Source organism: Paracraurococcus ruber (genome assembly GCF_004353985.1).
Taxonomy (GTDB): Bacteria; Pseudomonadota; Alphaproteobacteria; order Acetobacterales; family Acetobacteraceae; genus Paracraurococcus; species Paracraurococcus ruber.
In genome coordinates this window covers 1-19,829 of sequence record NZ_SMOA01000024.1, presented here as the reverse complement: position 1 = coordinate 19,829, position 19,829 = coordinate 1, and the positions used below count along the sequence as shown (strand labels likewise).

The window sequence follows — 19,829 nt, the reverse complement described above, 5'->3', positions numbered from 1 at the left end:
CCCCCCCTTCCCGTCCCGCGCCCCAGAGTGTGTGCACCCATCGCGGTTCCGCAAGAATGCCCGTTGGCCCCCCGGGCTTGTCAGGCTCCGGCGCAGGCCGCCGGGCCGTCTTCCCCGAACCCTCAGCGCCCGAGGGGCACGCGCCAGATCTCCTCGGCATACTCGGCGATGGTGCGGTCGGAGGAGAACCAGCCGACCTGCGCCGTGTTCAGCACCGCGCTCCGCCACCAGGCGGTCGGGTCCGCCCAGCGCGCATCGGCACGGCGCTGCGCCTCGAAGTAGCTGTCGAAGTCGGCGCCCACCATAAAATAGTCATGCCCGCGGATCGAGCCCATGAGGTCGCGGTAGCGGCCGCGGTCGTCCGGGGAGAAGACGCCCCCCTCGACCGCCTCCAGCACCTCCCCCAGCCGGGGGGAGGCCTGGACGGCGGCCGCGCCATGGCTGCCGTCCCGCCGCTTGGCGTCCACCTCCTCGGTCGTCAGGCCGAAGATGAAGATGTTGGGGTCGCCCACCCGCTCGCGGATCTCGACATTGGCGCCGTCCAGCGTGCCGATGGTCAGCGCGCCGTTCAGCGCCAGCTTCATGTTGCCGGTGCCCGACGCCTCCATGCCCGCCGTGCTGATCTGCTCCGACAGGTCGGCGGCGGGGACGATCATCTCGGCCAGGGAGACGTTGTAGTTGGGCAGGAAGGCGACCTTCAGCAGGTCCCGCACCGTCGGGTCGCTGTTCACCACCCGCCCCACGTCATAGGCCAGCTTGATGATCTGCTTGGCGCGGTGGTAGCTGGCCGCCGCCTTCCCGGCGAAGATCTTCACCCGCGGCACCCAGTTGAGATGGGGCTGCGCGCGGATGGCGTCGTACAGCGCCACCGTCTCCAGGATGTTCAGCAGCTGGCGCTTGTATTCGTGGATGCGCTTGATCTGCACGTCGAACATGGCGGCCGGGTCGACCCGCAGGTCGAGCTGCTGGCGGATGATCTCGGCCAGGGCCTGCTTGTTCGCCAGCTTCACCGCCGCGAAGCGGTCGCGGAAGCCGGCATCCTCGGCCAGCGGGATCAGGCCTTCCAGCCGCCCGGCATCGTCCAGCACGGCCGGGCCGACCGCGTCGGAGACCAGCCGGGTCAGCGCCGGGTTGGCCTGCTGCAGCCAGCGGCGGAAGGTGATGCCGTTGGTCTTGTTGACGATGCGGTCCGGCGCCAGCGCGTTGAAGTCGCGGAACACGGTCTTCTTCAGAAGGTCGGAATGCAGCGCCGAGACGCCGTTGACCTTGTGCGAGCCGACGAAGGCCAGGTGCCCCATGCGGACCCGCCTCCCATGCCCTTCCTCGATCAGCGAGACGCTGGACAGCAGCCGGTCGTCGCCGGGATGGCGTGCCCGCACCTCGTCCAGGTGGTGGGCATTGATCAAGTAGATGATCTGCATGTGGCGCGGCAGCAGCCGCTCCATCAGCGGCACCGCCCAGCTCTCCAGCGCCTCCGGCAGCAGGGTGTGGTTGGTGTAGCTGATCGACCCGCGGGTGACCGCCCAGGCTTCCTCCCAGCCCATGCCGTGCAGGTCGACGCAGATCCGCATCAGCTCGGCCACCGCGATCGCGGGATGGGTGTCGTTGAGCTGGATCGCCACCCGGTCCGGCAGGGAGGTCAGGTCGCCGTAGACCCGCAGGTGCCGCCGGACCAGGTCCTGCAGCGCCGCCGAGGTGAAGAAGTATTCCTGCCGCAGCCGCAATTCCTGCCCGGCCGGCGTCTCGTCCGACGGGTAGAGGACCTTGCTGATCGCCTCCTGCCGCATGCGGTCGGCCAGCGCCCCGACATGGTCGCCGAAATTGAAGGCCTCGAGCTTCAGCGGGTCCAGCGCCCGGGCGGACCAGAGCCGCAGCGTGTTCACATGCTGGCCGCGCCAGCCCACCACCGGCGTGTCATAGGCCACGGCCTGCACCGTCTCGCCCGGATGCCACACATGCCGGATCGCGGTCTCCGAGACGCGCACCGCCTCGACCGATCCGCCGAAGCCGATGTCATGCGCGATCTCCGGCCGGGCGAACTCCCAGGGGTTGCCGAATTGCAGCCAGTCCTCCGGGTATTCGTGCTGCCAGCCATCCCGCAGGATCTGCCGGAACAGCCCGTGCTCGTAGCGGATGCCGTAGCCGAAGGCGGGGATGGCAAGGCTGGACAGGCTTTCCATGAAGCAGGCCGCCAGCCGCCCCAGGCCGCCATTGCCCAGCGCCGCATCCGGCTCCGCCAGCCGGACGGCATCGTAGTCCACGCCGAGCGGCGCCAGGGCGTCCCGCAGCGTGGCGTCGAGGCCGAGATTGGACACCGCATCCCGCAGCAGCCGCCCGACCAGGAATTCCAGGCTGAGATAGTAGACCTGCTTCCGCCCGCCCTCATAGGAGGCGCGGGTGACATCGATCCAGCGGTCGATCACCCGGTCCCGCACCGCCAGGGCGGTGGCCAGGAACCAGTCGCGGTCGCGTGCGCCGCTCCGGCTCTTGCCCATGTCGTAGGTCAGCTTGCGAACGATCGCGTCGCGCAGGGCAGCCGCATCGCCAGCCGCATCGGAACTCGCCATGGCATCCTTCATCGGTTCGCGCGCAGGAAAGGCCCAGGCGGCGGCACCGCCCGGACCCGATCCTCTATCTGCCCCATGGTTGCGCCTGAATGAAGCGAAAGCCGCCGCCGGGCGGCGGCGGCCGGCCATTCGGATGCGGGCGTTGCGCCGGCGCCGGGCTTCGGCGAGCATCCCCGGGCAGGAGGGAATGACGGCCATGGACGGACATGCGCTGCGCAACGACGGGTATCGCCACATCGAGGTCAGCCGCATCGCCGGCGCCCTGGGCGCCGAGATCGGCGGAGTCGACCTCTCGCAGGAGGTGCCCGAGGCGGTGCTGGCGGAGATCCGCCGGGCCCTGCTGGACCACCAGGTGATCTTCTTCCGCGACCAGCGGCTGACCCCGCCCACCCAGCTTGCCTTCGCCCGCCGCTGGGGCGAGATCCACCTGCACCCCTACATGGCCGGGATGGACGAGTGGCCGGAGGTCCTGGAGATCCGCAAGACGCCGGCGGACAAGACCAATTTCGGCGGATCCTGGCATTCCGACCAGGCCTTCACCGCCCGGCCCGCCATGGGCACCATCCTGTACGGCGTGGAGATCCCCTCGGCCGGCGGCGACACGCTCTGGGCCAACCTCGCCTTGGCCTATGAGAGCCTGTCGCCCGGCATGCGGCGGATGCTGGACGGGCTGAAGGGCGTCTATCGCGGCGACAATTTCAGCAGCCATGACGGCAAGACGCGGCGGGAATTCTACGCCGACAAGATCGGCATGAAGGTGATCGACCCCGGCAACACCCAGACCATTTCCACCCATCCGCTGGTGCGCACGCATCCCGAGACCGGGCGCAAGGCGCTGTTCGTCGGCGGCCACCTGCACCGCTTCGAGGACATGACCGAGGCCGAGAGCCGGCCGCTGATCGACTTCCTGATGCGGCACGCCACCCGCCCGGAGTTCACCTGCCGCTTCCGCTGGCACAGCGGGTCGGTCGCCTTCTGGGACAATCGCTGCACCATGCATTTCGCGATCAACGACTACCCGGCGGAAACGCGCATCATGCAGCGTGTGACGATCTGCGGCGACACGCCGTTCTGAGGCGGAGCACGCTCAGCGCCCCGCCAGCCGCACGCCCTGCAGGCGGATCAGCCCGTCTGGATGCGGCTGGAAGCCGGTCAGCCGGTCCGTCATGCCCCAGAACAGCTTGAAGTGATACAGGAACAGGTGCGGCCGGTCGTCCAGGTAGATGGCGCTGGCCTGGCGGTAGAAGCCCTGCCGCGCCGCGGTGTCCGTCACCGACCGCGCCTGCGCCAGCGCCCGGTCGAATTCCGGGTTGTTGTAGCGCCCCCAGTTGATGAAGCCGTCGCTCTGCAGCCAGATGCTGACATTGGCATCCGGGTCGGCCCGCCCGGACCAGAGGACGAGCGCCGCGTCATATTCGCCGCGGTCGGTGGCCGCCGTCAGCGCACCGGCCTCCAGCGTCTGCACGCGGATCTCGAAGCCGGCCTCAGCCGCCATGGCCTGGATCACCTCGCCGACCTGCTGCTCCACCGGGGTGTTCACCGCCAGCAGGGTGAAGGCGGGCCTCGGCATGCCCGCCTCGGCCAGCAGGCGGCGGGCCTTGGCCAGGTCGCGCGCCGGCACCGGCCTTTCGGCATTGTAGAAGGTGCTGCCGGGCGCCTGGGCCTGGTTGCTCGGGACGAATTCGCCGTCGAACACCACCTGGTTCAGGGCGCGGCGGTCGATCGCCGCCTCCAGCGCCTCCCGCACCTTGGGATTGCCGAGCGGCCCGCGGGCGCGCGGCCCGTTCGCGACGTTGATGGACAGCGTGTAGTAGCCCAGCGCCACGCTCTCGACGACGCGCAGGCTGCGCTGCGCCCGCGCCTCCTTCAGGTCGGTCGGCGCCACGCGCTCCATCATCTCCAGCGCGCCGGCGCGCAGATTGGCCAGCCGCACATTCGCCGCCGGGATCGGCAGGTAGGTCACCTGCTGGATATGGATGTCCTGCGCATTCCAGTAGCGGTCGAACCGGTCCAGCACGATGCGGTCCTGCGCCACCCGCCGGGTGAAGCGGAAGGGGCCGGAGCAGACCGGCGCATCCGCGACGCGCGCACCGGCCGCCTGCACCGCCTTGGGCGACAGCATCATCCCGGCGCGGTCCGACAGCACGCCCAGCAGCGGCGCGAAAGGCTGCGCCATGCGCAGCCGCACCGTCATCGGGTCCACCACCTCCACCGCCTGCACCGGCCGCAATTCCGCCAAGCGGCGGGACCCGCTGGTGGTGCGGTAGCGGTCCAGGTTGAACTTCACCGCCTCGGCGTCCAGCGGTTCCCCGTCATGGAACACCACGCCGGGGCGCAGCCGCAGGGTCAGGGTGCGGCCTTCCTCGCCCCATTCCCAGGCGGTGGCGAGTTGCGGCACGTAGTTCAGCCGCGCATCCAAGTCCACCAGCTTGTCGCAGAGCGCCGCAAAGACGATGCGGCCGACGAAGGTGGTGCCCTGCATCGGGTCCAGCGCGTCCGGATCCTCCTGCAGGCCGATGCGCAGCGACTGCGCCTGCAGCGGCGAGGTCGCCAGGAGCGCAGCCGCCACGGCCATGCCGAACCATGCGCGCATGCGATGCTCTCCCCGCCTTGTCCGCTGTCGGGCGCAAGCTTACCGTCGCCGCAGCGCAGCATGTCAAGCCAGGGGGGACGCGGATGGCGGCATCAGGGGCGGTCCTCGTCACCGGCGCGGCGGGCCTGATCGGCCGGCGTGCGGCGGAACGGCTGCTCGCCTCCGGCCGCCCGGTCCTGGCCACCGACCGCATCGCCCCGCCGGGCCTGCCCTTCGAGGTTGTGCCCGCCGAGCTCACCGACACCGCGCGACTGGCCGCGCTGGTCGCCCGCGGCGTCGCGGCCATCCTGCATTGCGGCGGCATTTCCGGCCAGATGCTGGCGAAGGACCACCCCGCAGGCATCTTCGCCGCGAATGCCGCCGGCACCGTGACGCTGCTCGAGCTCGCACGGATCTTCCGCGTGCCGCGCTTCGTCTTCTGCTCCTCGGTCCATGCCTATGGCGACACGCCGGCGGGCATGGACCCGGTCACGGAGGCGGCGCCGCTGCTGGCGCGCGACGCCTATGGCGCCAGCAAGGCGGCGGCGGAGGCAGCGCTGCGCGCCTATGCCGCGGAGCATGGCGTGGCGGCCTGCGCGCTGCGCCTCGGCTGGGTCTATGGTCCGCGCCGGACCACGCCCAGCCTGACCGCCCGCATGGTGCGCGACGCCGCCAGGGGCATGCCGGAGACCGCGGTGGACCATGATGGCAGCTTCCCGGTGCCGTTGCTGCACGTGGAGGACGCCGTGTCCGCCCTGCTGGCGGCGCTCGATGCGCCGGACATCGCCGGCCTCGCCTGCAACATCGTCGGCGGCCCGAGCCTGCCGGTCACGGGGATCGCCGCGCGGATCACGGCGCTGCGCCCGGGCTGGCGCGCCCGGTTCACGCCGGGGCATCGGCTGGCGGAATACCGGCAGGGAGATTTCAGCATCGCAGCGGCGCGCGCGGCGCTGGGCTGGACGCCGCAGGTGACGCCGGAGGCGGGCCTCGCCGCCTATCTGGACTGGCTGTCGCGCGAACCGGCCTGACGCCGCACCCCGGATCAGGCCGGTTCGCCATCCCGCAGGCCGGCCTGCGGCGCGATGCCGTAGAACCCCGCCGCGGTGCCGCCGAGGATCGCTGCGCGCGCCGCCGCGTCAAGCGCATGCGGCCGCAGCATCGCCTCCAGCGCCGCCCACCAGCCGGCCCAGGAAGCGGCGATGTCGACCACCGGCCAGTTGCTGCCGAAGGCGAGGCGGTGCGGCCCGAAGCTCTCCAGCACCACGTCGAGGAAGGGCTGCAGCCGCGCGACGGTCCAGTCCATGCCGGCCCGCTCCGCCAGGCTCGACAGCTTGCAGTGCACATCCGTCGCCCGCGCCACGGCGCGCAGCGCATCCGCCCAGGCGCCGGGATCGCCCGTCGCGGTCAGCGGCCGGCCGCAATGGTTCAGCATCACCGACAGGTCCGGCACCGCGTCCTTCAGTCGCAGAACCAGCGGCAGCTGCGCCGGTGCCGCCAGCAGGTCCAGCACCAGGCCACGCCGCGCCATGGCCCGCAGCGTGTCCCGCGCCGCCGGCGCCAGCGCCGCGCCTTCGCCGAAGGCCGGCATGGCGCGCAGCCCGCGGAACTTCGGCGACAGCGCCATCCAGCCATCGAGACGCCGCGGCGTGTCGGGGTCGGCCAGATCGGCCCAGCCGATCACCGCCGCCACCTGCGTCTCCGCCTCGGCCAGGCGCAGCAGCCAGGGCGTCTCGGCCGGGTCCTCGGTCGCATGCACCAGCACCACGCCATCCACCGCCAGGCCTTCGCTGGCGCGGCGGTAGTCGGCCAGGGTGCGGTCCCGGTCCAGCCCGGCGAGCTTGCGGCGGATCCAGGGCTCCGGCCCCTCCCCCGCACGCCAGAGATGGATATGGCTGTCGATCAGCATCCCGGCATGCTCCCGCGCCGTGGCGGCCGCGGCAAGCTGGCGCGCCGGTTGCTTGGCGGGCTGCCATGCGGATCGGCATCATCGGTACCGGCGTCGCCGGCAGCGTGCTCGCGGAGATGCTGGCGGATGCGCCCGGCCTCGCCATCGAAGCCTTCGACCGGCTGCAGGAGGATGCGGCAGCCGAGGCCGGCACCGGCCTGAATGTGGGGCCGAATGCGCTGAAGGCGCTGCGGCTTGCCCTGCCCATGCGCCACGCCGCCGTGCGCGCCGCCTCCCTGCCCTGGCGCCGCTGGTTCATCGACGCCGCCTGGGGCGAGCGGCTCTTCGACCTCGACCTGCTGGACGTCGCCGAGGAACCCGGCATCCGCCTCCGCTGGTCGGAGCTCTACCGCGCGCTTCGCGCACCCGTCGCCGCCTTCACCCGTCGTGGCCTGGCGCTGGAAGCGCTGGAGGAGGATCCCGCCGGCCGCCTCGCCCCCGTGCTGCGCGACACGGAGGGCGCGCTGCACCGGCCCGGCGGCTTCGACCTGCTGGTCGCCGGCGATGGCCGCTATTCGCGCCTGCGGGCCCTGACCGCCGGCGTGCCGGCGCCGCGCTTCCACGGCATCGCCCTCACCCGGCTGCTGGTGCCGGACGCCGCCGACTGCCCCTACGACGATTACGGCCAGTGGTTCAACGGTCGCGCCCGGCTACTCTCCTACCGCCTGCCGGGCGGCGGCGCCTATATCGCGGGCAGCGTGCCGCTTCCGGCGCCGGAGGCGGAGGTGCCGGAGGCGGTGAAATCCGCCGCGCACCAGGCCGCGCTCTATCTGCCGCGGGACCGCGTCGCCTGCCCCGCCGTCGCCTGGATGGTGGACCGCATCCGTCGGCAGATCGCCGACCTGCACTGGGCCAGGCTGCAGGACTCGCCGCTGCTGCGCGGCGCCTGCGACGGCCGGGTGCTGTTCCTCGGCGATGCCGCGCATGCCATGGTCCCCACGCTCGGCCAGGGCGCCACCCAGGCAATCGAGGACGGCATCGTCGCGGGCCTGGTGCTGCGCCGCGGCGGCGGCGTCACGGAGATCGGCGCGTTGCGCGATGCGAGGGTGGAATTCGTGCGGGCGTTCAGCCTGGAGGCCAGCGACACCATGCTGCCCGGCGGCGATCCGGTCGAGGGATCGCGGGCGAAGACCGGTGCCGATTTCCTCGGCAAGCTCCGGCGGCTCTACACCGACATTCCGGGACTCTAGCGAGGGGGGCCTTGCCCTCCTCGAGTCAGCGCCCGGCCCAGTGGACGAAGCGTTTCTCCAACACGAGGAAGGTCAGGTTCAGCAGGTAGCCCAGGGCGCCGGCCAGGAAGATCACGCCATACATCAGCCCGCTCTCGAACAGGCTCTGCGCCACGATCACCCGCTGGCCCAAGCCGTCCGTGCTGCCGATGAACATCTCCGCCACCACCACGATGACCAGCGCCAGCGACACGCCGGCGCGCATGCCCACCAGCACCTGCGGCAGCGCCTCCCACAGCAGCACGTCCCAGAGGATGCGCGCCTCGCCGGCGCCCATCACCCGCGCCGCCAGCACCCGCGTCCGCCGCGCATTCATCACGCCGTAGGCGGCATTGAACAGGATCACCAGCGCCGCGCCGAAGGCGGCCACCGCCACCTTCGTCCCCTCCCCCACGCCGAACAGGATGAGGAACAGAGGGAACAGCGCCGAAGCCGGGGTCGAGCGGAAGAAATCCACCACGAACTCGACGGAGCGATAGACGCCCTCCTTCGCCCCCAGCGCGATGCCGAGCGGCACCCCGACCGCCGTGGCGATGACGAAGGCCTGCACCGTCCGCCAGACGGTCCGCGTCAGGTCGTGCAGCAGCGGCCCGCCCTGCAGCGCCGCCCAGGTCTCCCGCAAGGTCTCGGCCGGGCTCGGCAGCAGCACCGGATCGGCCAGGCGCAGCAGCACCGCCAGCCACCACAGCGCGATGAAGCCGGCGGCGCCCAGCAGCCCCCTCATGCCGCCACCGGCCGCCCCGCGACCGCGGCCTCGAACACCGCCAGGCAGCGCCGCTTCAGCGCGACGAAGCCGGGCTCCGACAAGGTCGCGCTCGTGCGCGGCCAGGGCAATTCCACCGCCATGTCGTCGGCGACGGTGGTCGGCCGCCGCGTCAGCATCAGCAGCCGGTCGGCCAGGGCGATCGATTCCTCCAGGTCATGCGAGACCAGCAGCGTCGTCACCCGCAGCCGCTTCAGCACATCCTGCAGCAGGGCCCGCAGGTCCAGCGTCGTCTCGAAATCCAGCGCCGAGAAGGGCTCGTCGAGGAACAGCACCTCCGGCTCGACCGCCAGCGCCCGCATGACCGAGACCAATTGCTGCTGCCCGCCCGAGAGTTCGTAGGGGTGGCGCGCCAGGTCGAAGCGGATGCGGAAGTCGCTCGTCAGCCGCTCCAGCCGCGCCTCGATCTCCCGCTTCGGCAGGCCCAGCCGGCGCAGCGGGTAACGAATGTTGTCGGCGGCGCGCAGCCAGGGGAACAGCGCCTCCCGGTAGTTCTGGAAGACATAGCCGATGCGGACCTCCCGCACCTCCCGGCCGTCGTACAGGATGCTGCCGCCATCCAGCGGCAGCAGCCCGGCCGCCATGTTGATCAGCGTGGACTTGCCGCAGCCATTCGGGCCGAAGATCGCCAGGATGTCGCCGCGCCGGACATCCAGGTCGAAGCCGGAATAGACCGGCTGCCCGCCGAAGGCCTTCCGCAGCCCCCGCACCGACATCGCCGCGTCCCGTGGCGGGACGCCCGGCCCGTCCATCACAGCGCCCGGAGGAAGCGGTCCACCTCGATCCGCTCGCGCACCACGCCCTGCTGCACCGCCAGGTCGACGAAGCGCTGCATGTCGGCGCGGTCCTGCGCGGTCAGTTCCTTCACCAGCGTGAAGGCCTGCAGCGGCATCACCGCGGCAAGCTCCGCCGGCGTGTTCAGGTGGCTGGTCAGCACCTGCCGCGTCGTCGGATCGGTACGGATCGCCTGCACCGCCCGCCCCCAGGCCTCTGCATAGCGCCGCGCCACATCGGGCCGGCTCTCCAGGAAGCGGCCGGAGAAGCCGGCGCCACTCGCGAAAGCCTTCGCGTCCCGCCGGCCGAGCATATGCGTGGCGATCACCCCCGCCTCCAGCCGCTGCATGGCGCCGGCCCGCTCGCCGATGGTCGCCACGGGTTCCAGCGTATAGGCGGCGTCGAACTGGCCGGACTGCATGGCGCCGACATGCATGCCCATGGGCTGCTCCACCAGCGTGTAGTCCCGTCCCTCCTGCAGCCCGGCCGCCGAGAGCACGCCGCGCGCCGCCGCCATGTTGCCCGGCCCCGGGGCCGAGAGGATGCGCGCCCCCTTCAGGTCGGCCAGCGCCTTCGCGCTGCTGCCCGGCTTCACCACGAACTGCTCCATGCGGTGCTCGGCATTCTGCCCGTTCACCGAGAAGAACAGAACCGTGTTGGCGCGACGGCTGTTGATGTTCGCCGCTTCCAGCGTCACCAGGTTGGTGCAGGCCTCGGCATCGCCGCTGACCAGCGCCTGCACGATCAGCGGATGGGTCGCCAGCGGGGTGCCCTGCGGCGCGATCCCGGCATCGGCGAAGAAGCCCCGCGTCAGCGCGACGAAATAGGGGAGCGTGGAGGCGGCGTCGAAGGTCGCCACCTTCACCGCATCGGCGGCGCGGGCGCTGCCGATGACGAAAGGGCTGGCGAGGCTGCCCAGCAGCAGCGCGCGGCGGTGCATGGCGGCCTCCTCAGCGCAGCTTGGGATAGGTGGCGGGGTCGAAGAAGCTGCTGCCCGCGACATAGGCGCGACCGGGCGACATGTCGGGCGGCGGCCCGCTTTCCCCCGCGCCCTCGAAGGTCAGCTCGCACTGTACGCCGGACGGGTCGTAGACGAACAACTGCCAGAGCGTGGTGCCGGGGACGAGGAATTCCCGCCAGTCCAGCCCGGCCGCGCGGAAGCGCGCGACATAGCCCTGGAAGCCGCGGCAGGCGAGCGAGACATGGTCGATCGCCGCGGTGCCGGACGGGGCGATGCCGTCGGGCAGCAGCGCCGGGCCGCCGGCATAGATGTGCAGGATGGCCGGGCCGCCGGCCACGGGCACGTACAGCCAGGCGCCGGGATAGCCGAAATCGGGCCGGAAGCCGTTCCGCAGGCCCAGGATGCGCGTGTAGAAGGCGACCGTCGCGTCCAGGTCGTTGGTCTTGACCGCGACATGGAACAGGCCCGCCACCATCGGCTCGGCAGGCGGCTCGGCGGGCAATGTCTCCGGCATGCTGGCCTCTCCCCGGACTCTGCGGAAAGGCTAGCAATGCGCGTGCCAGATGGGCGCCCCGACGGGGCGCCGCATCCCGGCGTTACTTCAGATGGGCAGCGAGGTGCTTGTTCATCTCGAACATCGTCACCTTGTCCTTGCCGAAGATCTTCTTGAGCTTGTCGTCGGCCAGGATCTCGCGCTTGTCCTGCGGGTTCTGCAGGTTGCCGGCCTTGATGTATTCCCAGACCTTGCTCACCACCTCGCCGCGGGCCATCGGGCCAGCGCCCACCACCGCGGCCAGCTCGGCCGAAGGGGTCAGGGGCTGCTGCAGCGCATTCGGCTTGTCGCCCGACTTCGGCGCCTTCACGGCCTTGGCCTTGGGCTCCTTCGCGGTCTTGGTTTCCTTCGCGGCCTTGGCGGGCGCGGCCTTGGCGGGCTTCGCCACCTTGGTCTCCGCCGCCTTGGCGGCCTTGGCCGGGGCCTTCGCCCCCTTGCCCTTCGTTCCGGTCGCCATCTGTCCCTCCAGGATCTGGTCGTGTTGGGGGGCGTTGCCGCCCCGCCGCGAGGGTGGGAACGTGTGCGAACGCCATCCGGTTCGGGTGCAGACTCGGTCCCGCGCCGGCGCCCTTCGCGGCCCTCCGCCCCATCGCCTAGCCCACGCCGCGCGCGCCCGCTAGGATTCGTTCACACTGCGGCGCTGCCTGCGCCGAAAAACCACGAAGGGAGGCGTCCATGGCGCAGCATCCGGCCGCCCGCAGGGGCGGGGCGGCATGACCGACTCGACGCCCGACGGCCCGCACGGCGCCTCACCCGGGGGCCCGCTCGCCGGCATCCGCGTGCTCGACCTCACCGCCGTCGTCCTCGGCCCATTCGCCACCCAGACCCTGGGCGACTGGGGTGCGGAGGTGATCAAGGTGGAGACTCCCTCAGGCGACCTGGTCCGCAACTCCGGCGTCTTCCGCAACCGCGGCATGGCCTCGGTCTTCCTCGGGGTGAATCGCAACAAGCGGTCGGTGTCGCTGGACCTGAAGACGCCGGAGGGGGCGGAGGTGCTGCGGCGGCTGATCCCGACCGCCGACGTGCTGGTCACCAATATCCGCCCTGCCGGCATGGCCCGGCTCGGCTTCGGGCCGGAGCAATGCCGGGCGCTGAACCCGCGCATGGTCTTCGCCGTCGCCACCGGCTTCGGTCAGGACGGGCCGCACCGCGCCCGCCCGGCCTTCGACGAAGTGATCCAGGCCGCCTCCGGCCTCGCCGACATCGTGGGCGAGGAGGAAGGGCGGCCGCGCTTCGTCCCTTCCCTGGTCGCGGACAAGATCACCGGCATGGCGCTGCTCTCCGCCGTGCTGGCGGCGCTGCTGCACCGCGAGCGGACCGGCGAGGCGCAGCTCGTCGAGGTGCCGATGCTGGAGACGCTGACGGCCTTCGTCGCGGTGGAGCACCAGGGCGGCCATGCCTTCGACCCGCCGCGGGGCGAGCCCGGCTATGAGCGCCTGCGCCACCGCAAGCCGGTGGCGACGCAGGATGGATGGATGACGCTGCTGCCCTATACCGCGGCGCATTGGCGCGCCTTCTTCGAGGCCGCCGGCCGGCCGGAGCTGATCGAGGCGCTCTCGGTGGACGACCCGGTGAAGCGCAACGCGCAGATCGACCGCGTCTATGCCGCGGTCGCCGACATCGCGCGCGGCCGCAGCACCACCGACTGGCTGGCCCTGTGCGAGACGCTGGACATCCCGGCCACCGCCTTCTCCGCCATCGGCGACCTGCCCTCGCATCCGCATCTCGCGGCGGTCGGCATGTTCCAGCCGATGCAGCACCCGACGGAAGGGACGCTCCGCATGGCGAAGCCGCCCACCCGCTTCGCCGCGACACCCGCCGCCATCCGCCGCCACCCGCCCCGCCTCGGCGAGCATACCGCGGAGGTGCTGGCGGAGCTCGGCTACACCGCGGCCGAGATCGAGGATCTCGCATCCCGCCGCGCCATTCGCCGCGGCTGACCGCCGGGCTGGCCGGCGCCGCGGGATGCGGGGATGGACGCCTTGGCGTCTCGCCTTCGCATCCGGACGCGCAACGCCGTCGCCCCTGGCGCGTGGAGCGGGGCCACGCGGCGCGGCGGTCACGCCGCGCCGCGACAGGGCTACCGGGGCCATCGCGCCTGGCCCTCGGCAGCCCCATGCCTTCCCCAGGACAAGCTGCGCGGCGCCGCGACCGGCCGGCCGCGCGTTGGAGGAAAAGACCAGCATGCGCAGACGCCACCTGATCGCCGCGGCGCTGGCCGCCCCGCCCCTCCTGATGGCCCCGTCCCTGGCCCGGGCCCAGGGCCAGGGCACCACCCGCATCATCGTCCCGAACGCGGCGGGCGGCACCAGCGACATCCTGGCCCGGCTCATCGCCGGCCCGCTCGGCCGCCAGCTGGGCCAGACGGTGATCGTCGAGAACCGCGCCGGCGCCGGCGGCAATATCGGCGCCGACTACGTGGCGAAGAGCCCGCCCGACGGCACCACGCTGCTGCTGCTGGATGTCAGCGTGCTGGCCACCAACCCCTTCCTCTTCGCCCGGCTGCCCTTCGACGTGGAACGCGACCTGGCGACGGTCAGCATGCTCATCTACGCCCCCTATATCCTGGCGGTCCGCAACGGGCTGCCGGCACAGGATGCCGCCGGCCTCGCGGCCTATGCCAAGGCCAATCCGGGAAAGCTGAATTTCGCCAATTCCGGCGCCGGCACGCTGACTCACCTGGTCGCGGTGGCCCTGGCCGCGGCCTGGGGCGGGGAGATGCTGCAGGTACCCTATCGCGGCGGCGCGCCCGCCCTGCTGGCGGTCGCCAGCGGGGAGGCGGACCTGACCATGCAGGGCGCCACGCAGTCCATGCCGCATGTGACCGGCGGTCGGATGCGCGGCCTGGCCGTCTCCGGCCCGCGGCGGCTGCCATCCCTGCCGGACCTGCCGACCTTCGCCGAGCTCGGCTGGCCGCAGGCGGAGGCCGGCACTTGGCAGGGCGTGCTGGTCCAGGGCAGCACCCCGCCGGCCACCATCGCACGGCTGGAGGCGGCGATCCGCGAGGTGATGCAGGAGGCCGCGATCCGCGCCCGCGTCGGGGAGCTTGGCGCCGAACTGCGAAGCGACGGGGCGGACGCCTTCCGCGCCCGCCTGCGGGCGGATACCGCAAGCCTGGGGAAGGTGATCCGGGACCACGACATCCGCATCGACCAATGAGGCCGGATGCCGCCGCCATCCTCCGGTGGACCGGGGTCAGGCCGGCCGGAGGCCCGGCGCCGCATGCCGACAGGGCGCGTCCCCCTGGCGTGACGACGGCGCGCCGGCCGCGATGACCGCATCGGCCGGCGCGCCGGCCGGGCGAGACGCGGCCGTGGTCCCTGGGTCCCGGCCCGCGCCGGGACGCTTCGGGACGGCGTGATGGTATCCCGTCCCCGTCTCGCCGCGGCGGCATTGCCCGTCGCCGCGCGCCCGCCGCGCATCGAAAGGCCGGCCGACCGCGCCCGCGCCCGGCCCCGGCCGCGTCAGCCGATCTCGCGTCCAGCCTCGCGGATCTTCGCCGCCAGCTGCTCCGGCGCGAAGGGCTTCTGCAGGAAATGCTCGTGCCGCCGGGCGGCGCGGCGCGCCAGATCCGGCGTCGTGCCGCTGATCAGGATCACCTCCACATCCGGGTGACGCTGCCGCGCCAGGTCGGCCAAGTCGAACCCGTCCAGCCCGGGGCCCAGATTCACATCCGTCACCAGCACGTCGGGCACCTGGCCGGCACCCAGAAGGATCAGCGCATCCTCGGCATTCGCCAGCCCGTCCACCTCGAACCCGTCGCCGTCGAGCGTCTCGGACAGCACGCTGCGGACCAGCGCATCGTCCTCGATCAACAGAACCCGCATGCCCGTCCCCCCATCAAGACCGTAACGCCTGGGACAGGGCCGGGTTCGCCGCCGCGGCGCCCGGCTCCGCGCCCGGGCGCGACGTGGCGGCTTGCGATGCGGGACCCACGGCGCGCTGCAGCGCGCCCGGCCAAAGCCCGGGCGTCGGCCTGCCGGCCGCTGCGGCCGATGGCCGGAGTCCGGGCGCGTCAGGCCCGGCAGGCCGCCTCGAGGAAGACCGCGACCAGCGTGCCGGGCTGCACCGCCCGCTCCGCCGGGTCGCGCGGGCGCTCCTCAAGCTCCGGCTCCCGCGCATCGGGCCGCCGGTACCAGGTGCCCTCGATCGGCCGCCAGGACCGCGCCTCGCAGCGGTAATCCGCCAGGAAGGCGACGCTGCGGGCGTGGCCGCCGGTTTCCGGCAGGCGGATCGGCTCGCCCAGGTCGAGCACGATCCAGACCCGCCGCAGCCCCTCCCCCCACAGGGCCGGGGCGGAAGCGGCATAGGCCGCGGCATAGGCACCGCGCCGCTCGAGCGGGATACGCCGCCATTCGGCGCGCGGCGCCAGATCCACCCGGGGCGGGACAGGCTCGGGCGGGGCCGCCGGAGGCAGGGCGGCCGGCGCGCAGCCGGCCAGCAGGGCGAGCGCCACGAGCACGGCGGGGCGCGGCCACGACGCCGGTCCCGGCATCCACGCCGCGACCCTGTCCGCCGCCGCGGCCGGGATGCGATCCCCAGCCGGTCTGCAAGATGGCCGGCGCATCGCCCGGCCGCGCGACTCGATCGCCATGCGGAAGGGTAGCGCCGCGGCAGGCGACGCGCCTACCGCCGCGGCGCGCGGCCGGTGCCGCAATCGGCGCGACCCCGGCGGCGGGCGGGGCCGGCACCGGGGCGCGCAGGGGCCGCCTTCGCCGGGTTCAAGCCGGGCCGCGATACGCCATGGCCCTGGGTTGGCGGCGCCGCGCCTACCAGCGACGTGCCGGGCCGCAATCCAGATGCACGAAGCCGTCACGGCGGTAGAGCCCGACGCCGCCGATCTGCATCTCCGCCGCCAGCCGCGCCAGCGCCAGGCTGTCCCGCCCCGGCAGCCGACAATCCGCCGCCATGCCTGACATGTGCAGGGAGGCGCGGGAGACCCGGCGGGATTCGCGTGCCCGCTGCGCATTGGTCTCCGGGCTGCGATAGCCGCTGATCACCTGGAAGCCTTCCTGCGCGTCCATCTCCTGCGCGACCACATGCATCACGTCGAACAGCCGCGGGTCCATCGGGGTCGCCTCGTCCCGCGCCGGGTCGCGGAACAGCCAGTCGAGCTGCTTCAGCGACTCCCGGTCGTAGCGGCCATCCCGCCAATAGGTGCCGTCGAACACCTCGTCGGTCTGCATGCGATGGATGCGGAGCGCGCGCGGCGCGCCGCCGGTCGCCTGGGCCAGCGCCGGGCCGCCGCCCGCCGCGGCGCAGGCGAGGCCGGTGCCGATAGCCGCAAAGCCGCGCAGCAACCCGCGCCGCGACACGCCGGCGCAGCACAGGCAGGCCGCCACCTCAGCGCGTCCGCAACTCGGCCATGCGCGGCAGGCGCGGGGCGTCCAGCGCCCGCGCATAGGCCTCGTCCAGGCCATACAGGTCCTGCCGGATGCGCACCTCGGGCCCCTCCACCACCACCGTCGTGTAGTGCAGCCGGACGGGAATCGGCCGCCCGACCGGCATGGCGGCGGTCTGCCGGCTGGCGAGCACATTGTCCACCCTGGCGCGGTCCCAGCCGGCGGTGCCCTGCAGCACGATGTCGAGCAGCTCCATCGGCTTCTCCAGCCGGATGCAGCCGGAGGAGAAGGCACGCTCCGCCCGGCGGAACAGGTGCCGGTCGGGCGTGTCATGCATGAAGATGTCCTCGGTGTTCGGGATCACGAACTTGATCCGGCCGAGGGCATTCGCCTCCCCCGCATCCTGGCGGATGACATACGGGAAGCGCTCCGGGTTCACGCTGCGCCAGTCGATGGTCGTCGGGTCGATCTCCACCCGCTGGCCGTCGGCGAAGCCGTAGACCCGGAAGCCCTTCTCCATCATGGCGCGCGGGTTCTGCCGGAATTTCGGCAGCAGGTCCTCGCGCGCATTGCGCTCCGGCACGCCCCAGGGCGGGTTGAACTGCACGGCGGCGAGCCGGGTGCGCAGCATGGGCGTGGCCCGCGCCGGCCGGCCGACGATGACGGTCATGTCCAGCAGCACCCGCCCGGCCTCGACCACCTGCAGCCGCTGGTGCGGGATGTTCACCTCGATCCGCCGCCCGGCCTCGGGCGGCGCGGCGGCGCGGCGCATGTCGAGCGCGACGCGCAGTTGCCGCACCGCGACCTCGGCCGGGCGGTTCAGCGCGGCGAAGGTCAGCCGGCCGATGCGGCCATCGGCCTCCAGCGCCTCGGCCGCCTGGAAGCGGCGGACGGCGGCGACCAGCGCCTCGTCATAGACCAGCGGATCCTCGGGCTGCCGCGTGGCGACCAGCAGATCGGTGGCGGCCAGGCGGGCGCGCAGGGCCGGCACCCGCACCGGGTCGGCCATGCCGGGTTCCAGCGCCTCCGTCCCGGGCATCGGCGGCACCTGCGGCAGGCCACCCGCCGCGATGCGCGCCCGGGCGGCGGCCAGCGCACGCTTCAGCGCCGCCGCCTCGCCGGGCAGCAGCGCGGCGCGGTCGAGCAGGGCGGCGGGCTCCGGCGTGGCGGCAAGCTCGGCCATCCAGGGCGCCAGCGGGAGCGCGCCGGTGTCGCGGCGCAGGTCCACCCGGCCCGGCAGGTCCCGCACGCGTCCATGCAGCAGGTCGGCCAGCGCGGCGGTCGCCGCCTGCCGCAGCGCCGCCCGCCAGGCGACGGGGTCGGCCTCGGCCAGGGCATCGGCCGGGATGCCGTAGTCGCGCGGGTCCAGCCCGTCCTCCCCCAGGCGGCGCAGGCGGTCGGCGAGGCGGAGGAGCGCTTCCGGCCCCTGCACCGCGGCATGGACGCCACCATGCGCGGCCGGCGGCGCGGCCAGCGCGGCCGGCACCGCCAGGGCGACGGCGCCGGTCAGGGTCAGGGCCAGGAGAGATCGCACAAGGCGGTGATACAGGCAGCGGGCCGGCCGCGCCAAGGGCGTTGCGCGGGGATGGCCTGCCGGCCATCCCCGCCGCTGCGTCACGCGAAGAGCGCGTCGTGCACCGGCAGCGCCGCCGCCAGCGCATGCTCGGCGGGATGCAGGTCGGGCAGCGCCGCCGGCATGGCCTGGAGCAGCGGATGCTCCAGGGACGCCGCCGCAAGCACCGGCGGGTGGTCGGCCGGTGCCGCCACCGGGTCGTGCAGCGTCAGCGACAGCGCCGCCTGCGTCGGATCGAGCGCGGCGAGCACCGGATCGGCCGGCAGGGCATGCGCCGCGGGCGCGGCATCCGGCAGCGCCTTCGCGGGCGGGGTCGCGGCATGCGCCGCATCGGTCGCCGGGGCAGCCGCGACGGCAACCGCGCCCGGCGACTGGCCGCCCTGGGCGGCGGCCGTGGCGGCATGGCCGGCCGCGGCCGGTGCATCGGTCGCCAGGGGGGCGGCATGGCTGGAACCGGGCGCTTCCGCAGCCGCGGTCGGAAGCGATGCGGCGGCGACCTGCGTGCCGGTGCCCGCCGCCGGCGCCGGGGTCGCCGCATGCGCCTCCGCGGTCACTGCCGGCGCATGCGCCTCCGCGGTCGGCGTGGCCGCGACGGCCAGCACCGCCACCGCCACGGCCGGGAGAGTGGCCTGCAGGGGCGCGGCAGCCGCCGGGGCCTGTGCCTCCGCCGTCGCCGGACCGGCATGGATCTCGGCGGTCGCCACCGGGGTGGCCGCCTGCACCGGCACGGCATGGGCGGGTGCCGCCGCCTCCGCCGTCGCCGCGGCTGGGACGCCATGGGATTCGGCGGGCACGGCCGTGGCGACAGGCTGGACGGGAAGGCCCGCCGCCGGCGCCTGCGCCGCAGCCGTCGCCGCCGGCACGGCCGGCGTCGGCGCCGTGGTCGCCGGGATCGGATGCGCCTCCGTCACGGTCGCCGGGGTCGGCGCCGTGGTCGCCGGCGTCGCATGCGCGTCCGTCGCTGTCGCCAGGGTCGGCGCCGTGGTGGCTGCATTGGCCGGTGCCGGCAGGGTGGTCGAGGCAGCCGGGGGCACGGGCGTCGCAGCGCCGGTGGTCGCGACCGGCGCCTGCCCCGCCGCCGGGGTCGGCTGCGCCGCGCCGCCCTGGCCGCCGGTGGCGGTCGCCACCGCCGCGTGCAGCGGGTCCACCGCGCCAGCGCCGAGGCCGGCCCAGGTCCCCGTGACACCCGTGACCGCAACGCCCGCGGGGGCCTCGGCGACGCCCGTCGCCTTGCCGGGCAGGCCCAGGCCGGTAGCGAGGCCGGTCAACAGGTCCGTCACCTTCGTCAGCACGCCGGTAGCGAGGCCGAGGCCGGCATCACCCGCATCGGACGGGACCGCCGCGCCCTTGTCGGTCCCCGTCGTCGTCGCCGGCAGCGCGGCGGTGTCGGTCTTCGGGACGGGCAGCGTCGTGCCAGCCTCCGCCTTGGTGCCGCCGGGCGTCTCGGACACCGCCGTCACGGTGCCGGCGGCGGCCTTGGCCGGCGTGCTCGCGGCCGCCGCGGTGCCGCTGCCGGCCGGCGCGGTGCCCGTGCCGGCGGTCGCCGGATC

17 protein-coding genes and 1 pseudogene are annotated in these 19,829 nt (G+C 73.4%); 5 read left to right on the top strand and 13 right to left on the bottom strand.

Going from position 1 to position 19,829, the window contains the following annotated elements; all coding sequences use genetic code 11:
• Positions 1-122 precede the first annotated feature (122 nt).
• Positions 123-2,567: a glycogen/starch/alpha-glucan phosphorylase gene (locus E2C05_RS07275; RefSeq protein WP_240046627.1), complete on the bottom strand. Its 2,445-nt coding sequence runs from the start codon at positions 2,565-2,567 to the stop codon at positions 123-125.
• Between the two features lie 196 nt (positions 2,568-2,763).
• Between E2C05_RS07275 and E2C05_RS07270 the strand changes: the two genes are divergently transcribed.
• Positions 2,764-3,642: a TauD/TfdA dioxygenase family protein gene (locus E2C05_RS07270; RefSeq protein ID WP_133218949.1), complete on the top strand. Its 879-nt coding sequence runs from the start codon at positions 2,764-2,766 to the stop codon at positions 3,640-3,642.
• A 12-nt stretch (positions 3,643-3,654) separates the two neighbouring features.
• On the opposite strand, the gene E2C05_RS07265 is transcribed toward E2C05_RS07270, so the two are convergent.
• Positions 3,655-5,160 carry an ABC transporter substrate-binding protein gene (locus E2C05_RS07265; protein WP_240046626.1) on the bottom strand — a complete coding sequence of 502 codons (1,506 nt, stop codon included), beginning with the start codon at positions 5,158-5,160 and terminating at the stop codon, positions 3,655-3,657.
• An 83-nt stretch (positions 5,161-5,243) separates the two neighbouring features.
• On the opposite strand from E2C05_RS07265, the gene E2C05_RS07260 reads away from it, so the two are divergent.
• A complete protein-coding gene (locus E2C05_RS07260) occupies positions 5,244-6,167 on the top strand; it encodes an NAD-dependent epimerase/dehydratase family protein (protein WP_158291988.1) in 924 nt (307 codons plus the stop codon).
• Positions 6,168-6,181: 14 nt separating this feature from the next.
• Here the strand turns inward: E2C05_RS07260 and E2C05_RS07255 are convergent, their stop codons facing one another.
• Positions 6,182-7,045 carry an amidohydrolase family protein gene (locus E2C05_RS07255; RefSeq protein ID WP_133218947.1) on the bottom strand — a complete coding sequence of 288 codons (864 nt, stop codon included), beginning with the start codon at positions 7,043-7,045 and terminating at the stop codon, positions 6,182-6,184.
• Positions 7,046-7,110: 65 nt separating this feature from the next.
• Here E2C05_RS07255 and E2C05_RS07250 point away from each other — a divergent pair, with 65 nt between their 5' ends.
• The gene (locus E2C05_RS07250) at positions 7,111-8,274 is read left to right on the top strand and encodes an FAD-dependent monooxygenase (RefSeq protein ID WP_133218946.1); all 1,164 of its coding nucleotides are present in this window, start codon (positions 7,111-7,113) and stop codon (positions 8,272-8,274) included.
• Between the two features lie 25 nt (positions 8,275-8,299).
• On the opposite strand, the gene E2C05_RS07245 is transcribed toward E2C05_RS07250, so the two are convergent.
• The 5 genes from E2C05_RS07245 to E2C05_RS07225 all read right to left on the bottom strand — a co-directional run bounded on the left by E2C05_RS07245 (position 8,300) and on the right by E2C05_RS07225 (position 11,821).
• Complete coding sequence (locus E2C05_RS07245; protein ID WP_133218945.1) at positions 8,300-9,037, bottom strand: ABC transporter permease; 738 nt, start codon at positions 9,035-9,037, stop codon at positions 8,300-8,302.
• A complete protein-coding gene (locus E2C05_RS07240) occupies positions 9,034-9,828 on the bottom strand; it encodes an ABC transporter ATP-binding protein (protein WP_133218944.1) in 795 nt (264 codons plus the stop codon). Before E2C05_RS07240 ends, E2C05_RS07245 begins: the two co-directional genes overlap by 4 nt.
• Positions 9,828-10,790, bottom strand: coding sequence for an ABC transporter substrate-binding protein (locus tag E2C05_RS07235; protein WP_158291987.1), 963 nt, complete (start codon positions 10,788-10,790; stop codon positions 9,828-9,830). Before E2C05_RS07235 ends, E2C05_RS07240 begins: the two co-directional genes overlap by 1 nt.
• Positions 10,791-10,800: 10 nt before the next feature.
• Positions 10,801-11,325, bottom strand: a complete 525-nt coding sequence (locus E2C05_RS07230; protein ID WP_200305292.1) for a VOC family protein — start codon at positions 11,323-11,325, stop codon at positions 10,801-10,803.
• A gap of 82 nt (positions 11,326-11,407) precedes the next feature.
• Complete coding sequence (locus E2C05_RS07225; protein WP_133218942.1) at positions 11,408-11,821, bottom strand: SWIB/MDM2 domain-containing protein; 414 nt, start codon at positions 11,819-11,821, stop codon at positions 11,408-11,410.
• Positions 11,822-12,077: 256 nt separating this feature from the next.
• Here E2C05_RS07225 and E2C05_RS07220 point away from each other — a divergent pair, with 256 nt between their 5' ends.
• Both E2C05_RS07220 and E2C05_RS07215 read left to right on the top strand, forming a co-directional pair.
• On the top strand, positions 12,078-13,304 hold the full coding sequence (locus tag E2C05_RS07220) for a CaiB/BaiF CoA transferase family protein (protein WP_133218941.1): 1,227 nt from the start codon (positions 12,078-12,080) through the stop codon (positions 13,302-13,304).
• A 244-nt stretch (positions 13,305-13,548) separates the two neighbouring features.
• Entirely contained in the window at positions 13,549-14,523 is a 975-nt protein-coding gene (locus E2C05_RS07215) for a Bug family tripartite tricarboxylate transporter substrate binding protein (RefSeq protein WP_133218940.1), read from the top strand.
• Between the two features lie 305 nt (positions 14,524-14,828).
• Here E2C05_RS07215 and E2C05_RS07210 read toward each other — a convergent pair whose 3' ends face one another.
• The 5 genes and pseudogenes from E2C05_RS07210 to E2C05_RS32855 all read right to left on the bottom strand — a co-directional run.
• Positions 14,829-15,191, bottom strand: a complete 363-nt coding sequence (locus E2C05_RS07210) for a response regulator (protein ID WP_133218939.1) — start codon at positions 15,189-15,191, stop codon at positions 14,829-14,831.
• A gap of 188 nt (positions 15,192-15,379) precedes the next feature.
• The gene (locus tag E2C05_RS07205; RefSeq protein ID WP_205082757.1) at positions 15,380-15,742 is read right to left on the bottom strand and encodes a surface-adhesin E family protein; all 363 of its coding nucleotides are present in this window, start codon (positions 15,740-15,742) and stop codon (positions 15,380-15,382) included.
• A gap of 391 nt (positions 15,743-16,133) precedes the next feature.
• Positions 16,134-16,706, bottom strand: a complete 573-nt coding sequence (locus tag E2C05_RS07200; protein ID WP_240046625.1) for a DUF882 domain-containing protein — start codon at positions 16,704-16,706, stop codon at positions 16,134-16,136.
• Position 16,707: 1 nt separating this feature from the next.
• Positions 16,708-18,240 carry a L,D-transpeptidase family protein gene (locus E2C05_RS07195; protein WP_133218936.1) on the bottom strand — a complete coding sequence of 511 codons (1,533 nt, stop codon included), beginning with the start codon at positions 18,238-18,240 and terminating at the stop codon, positions 16,708-16,710.
• Between the two features lie 80 nt (positions 18,241-18,320).
• Positions 18,321-19,829: pseudogene (locus E2C05_RS32855) on the bottom strand (hypothetical protein); the annotation flags it as partial.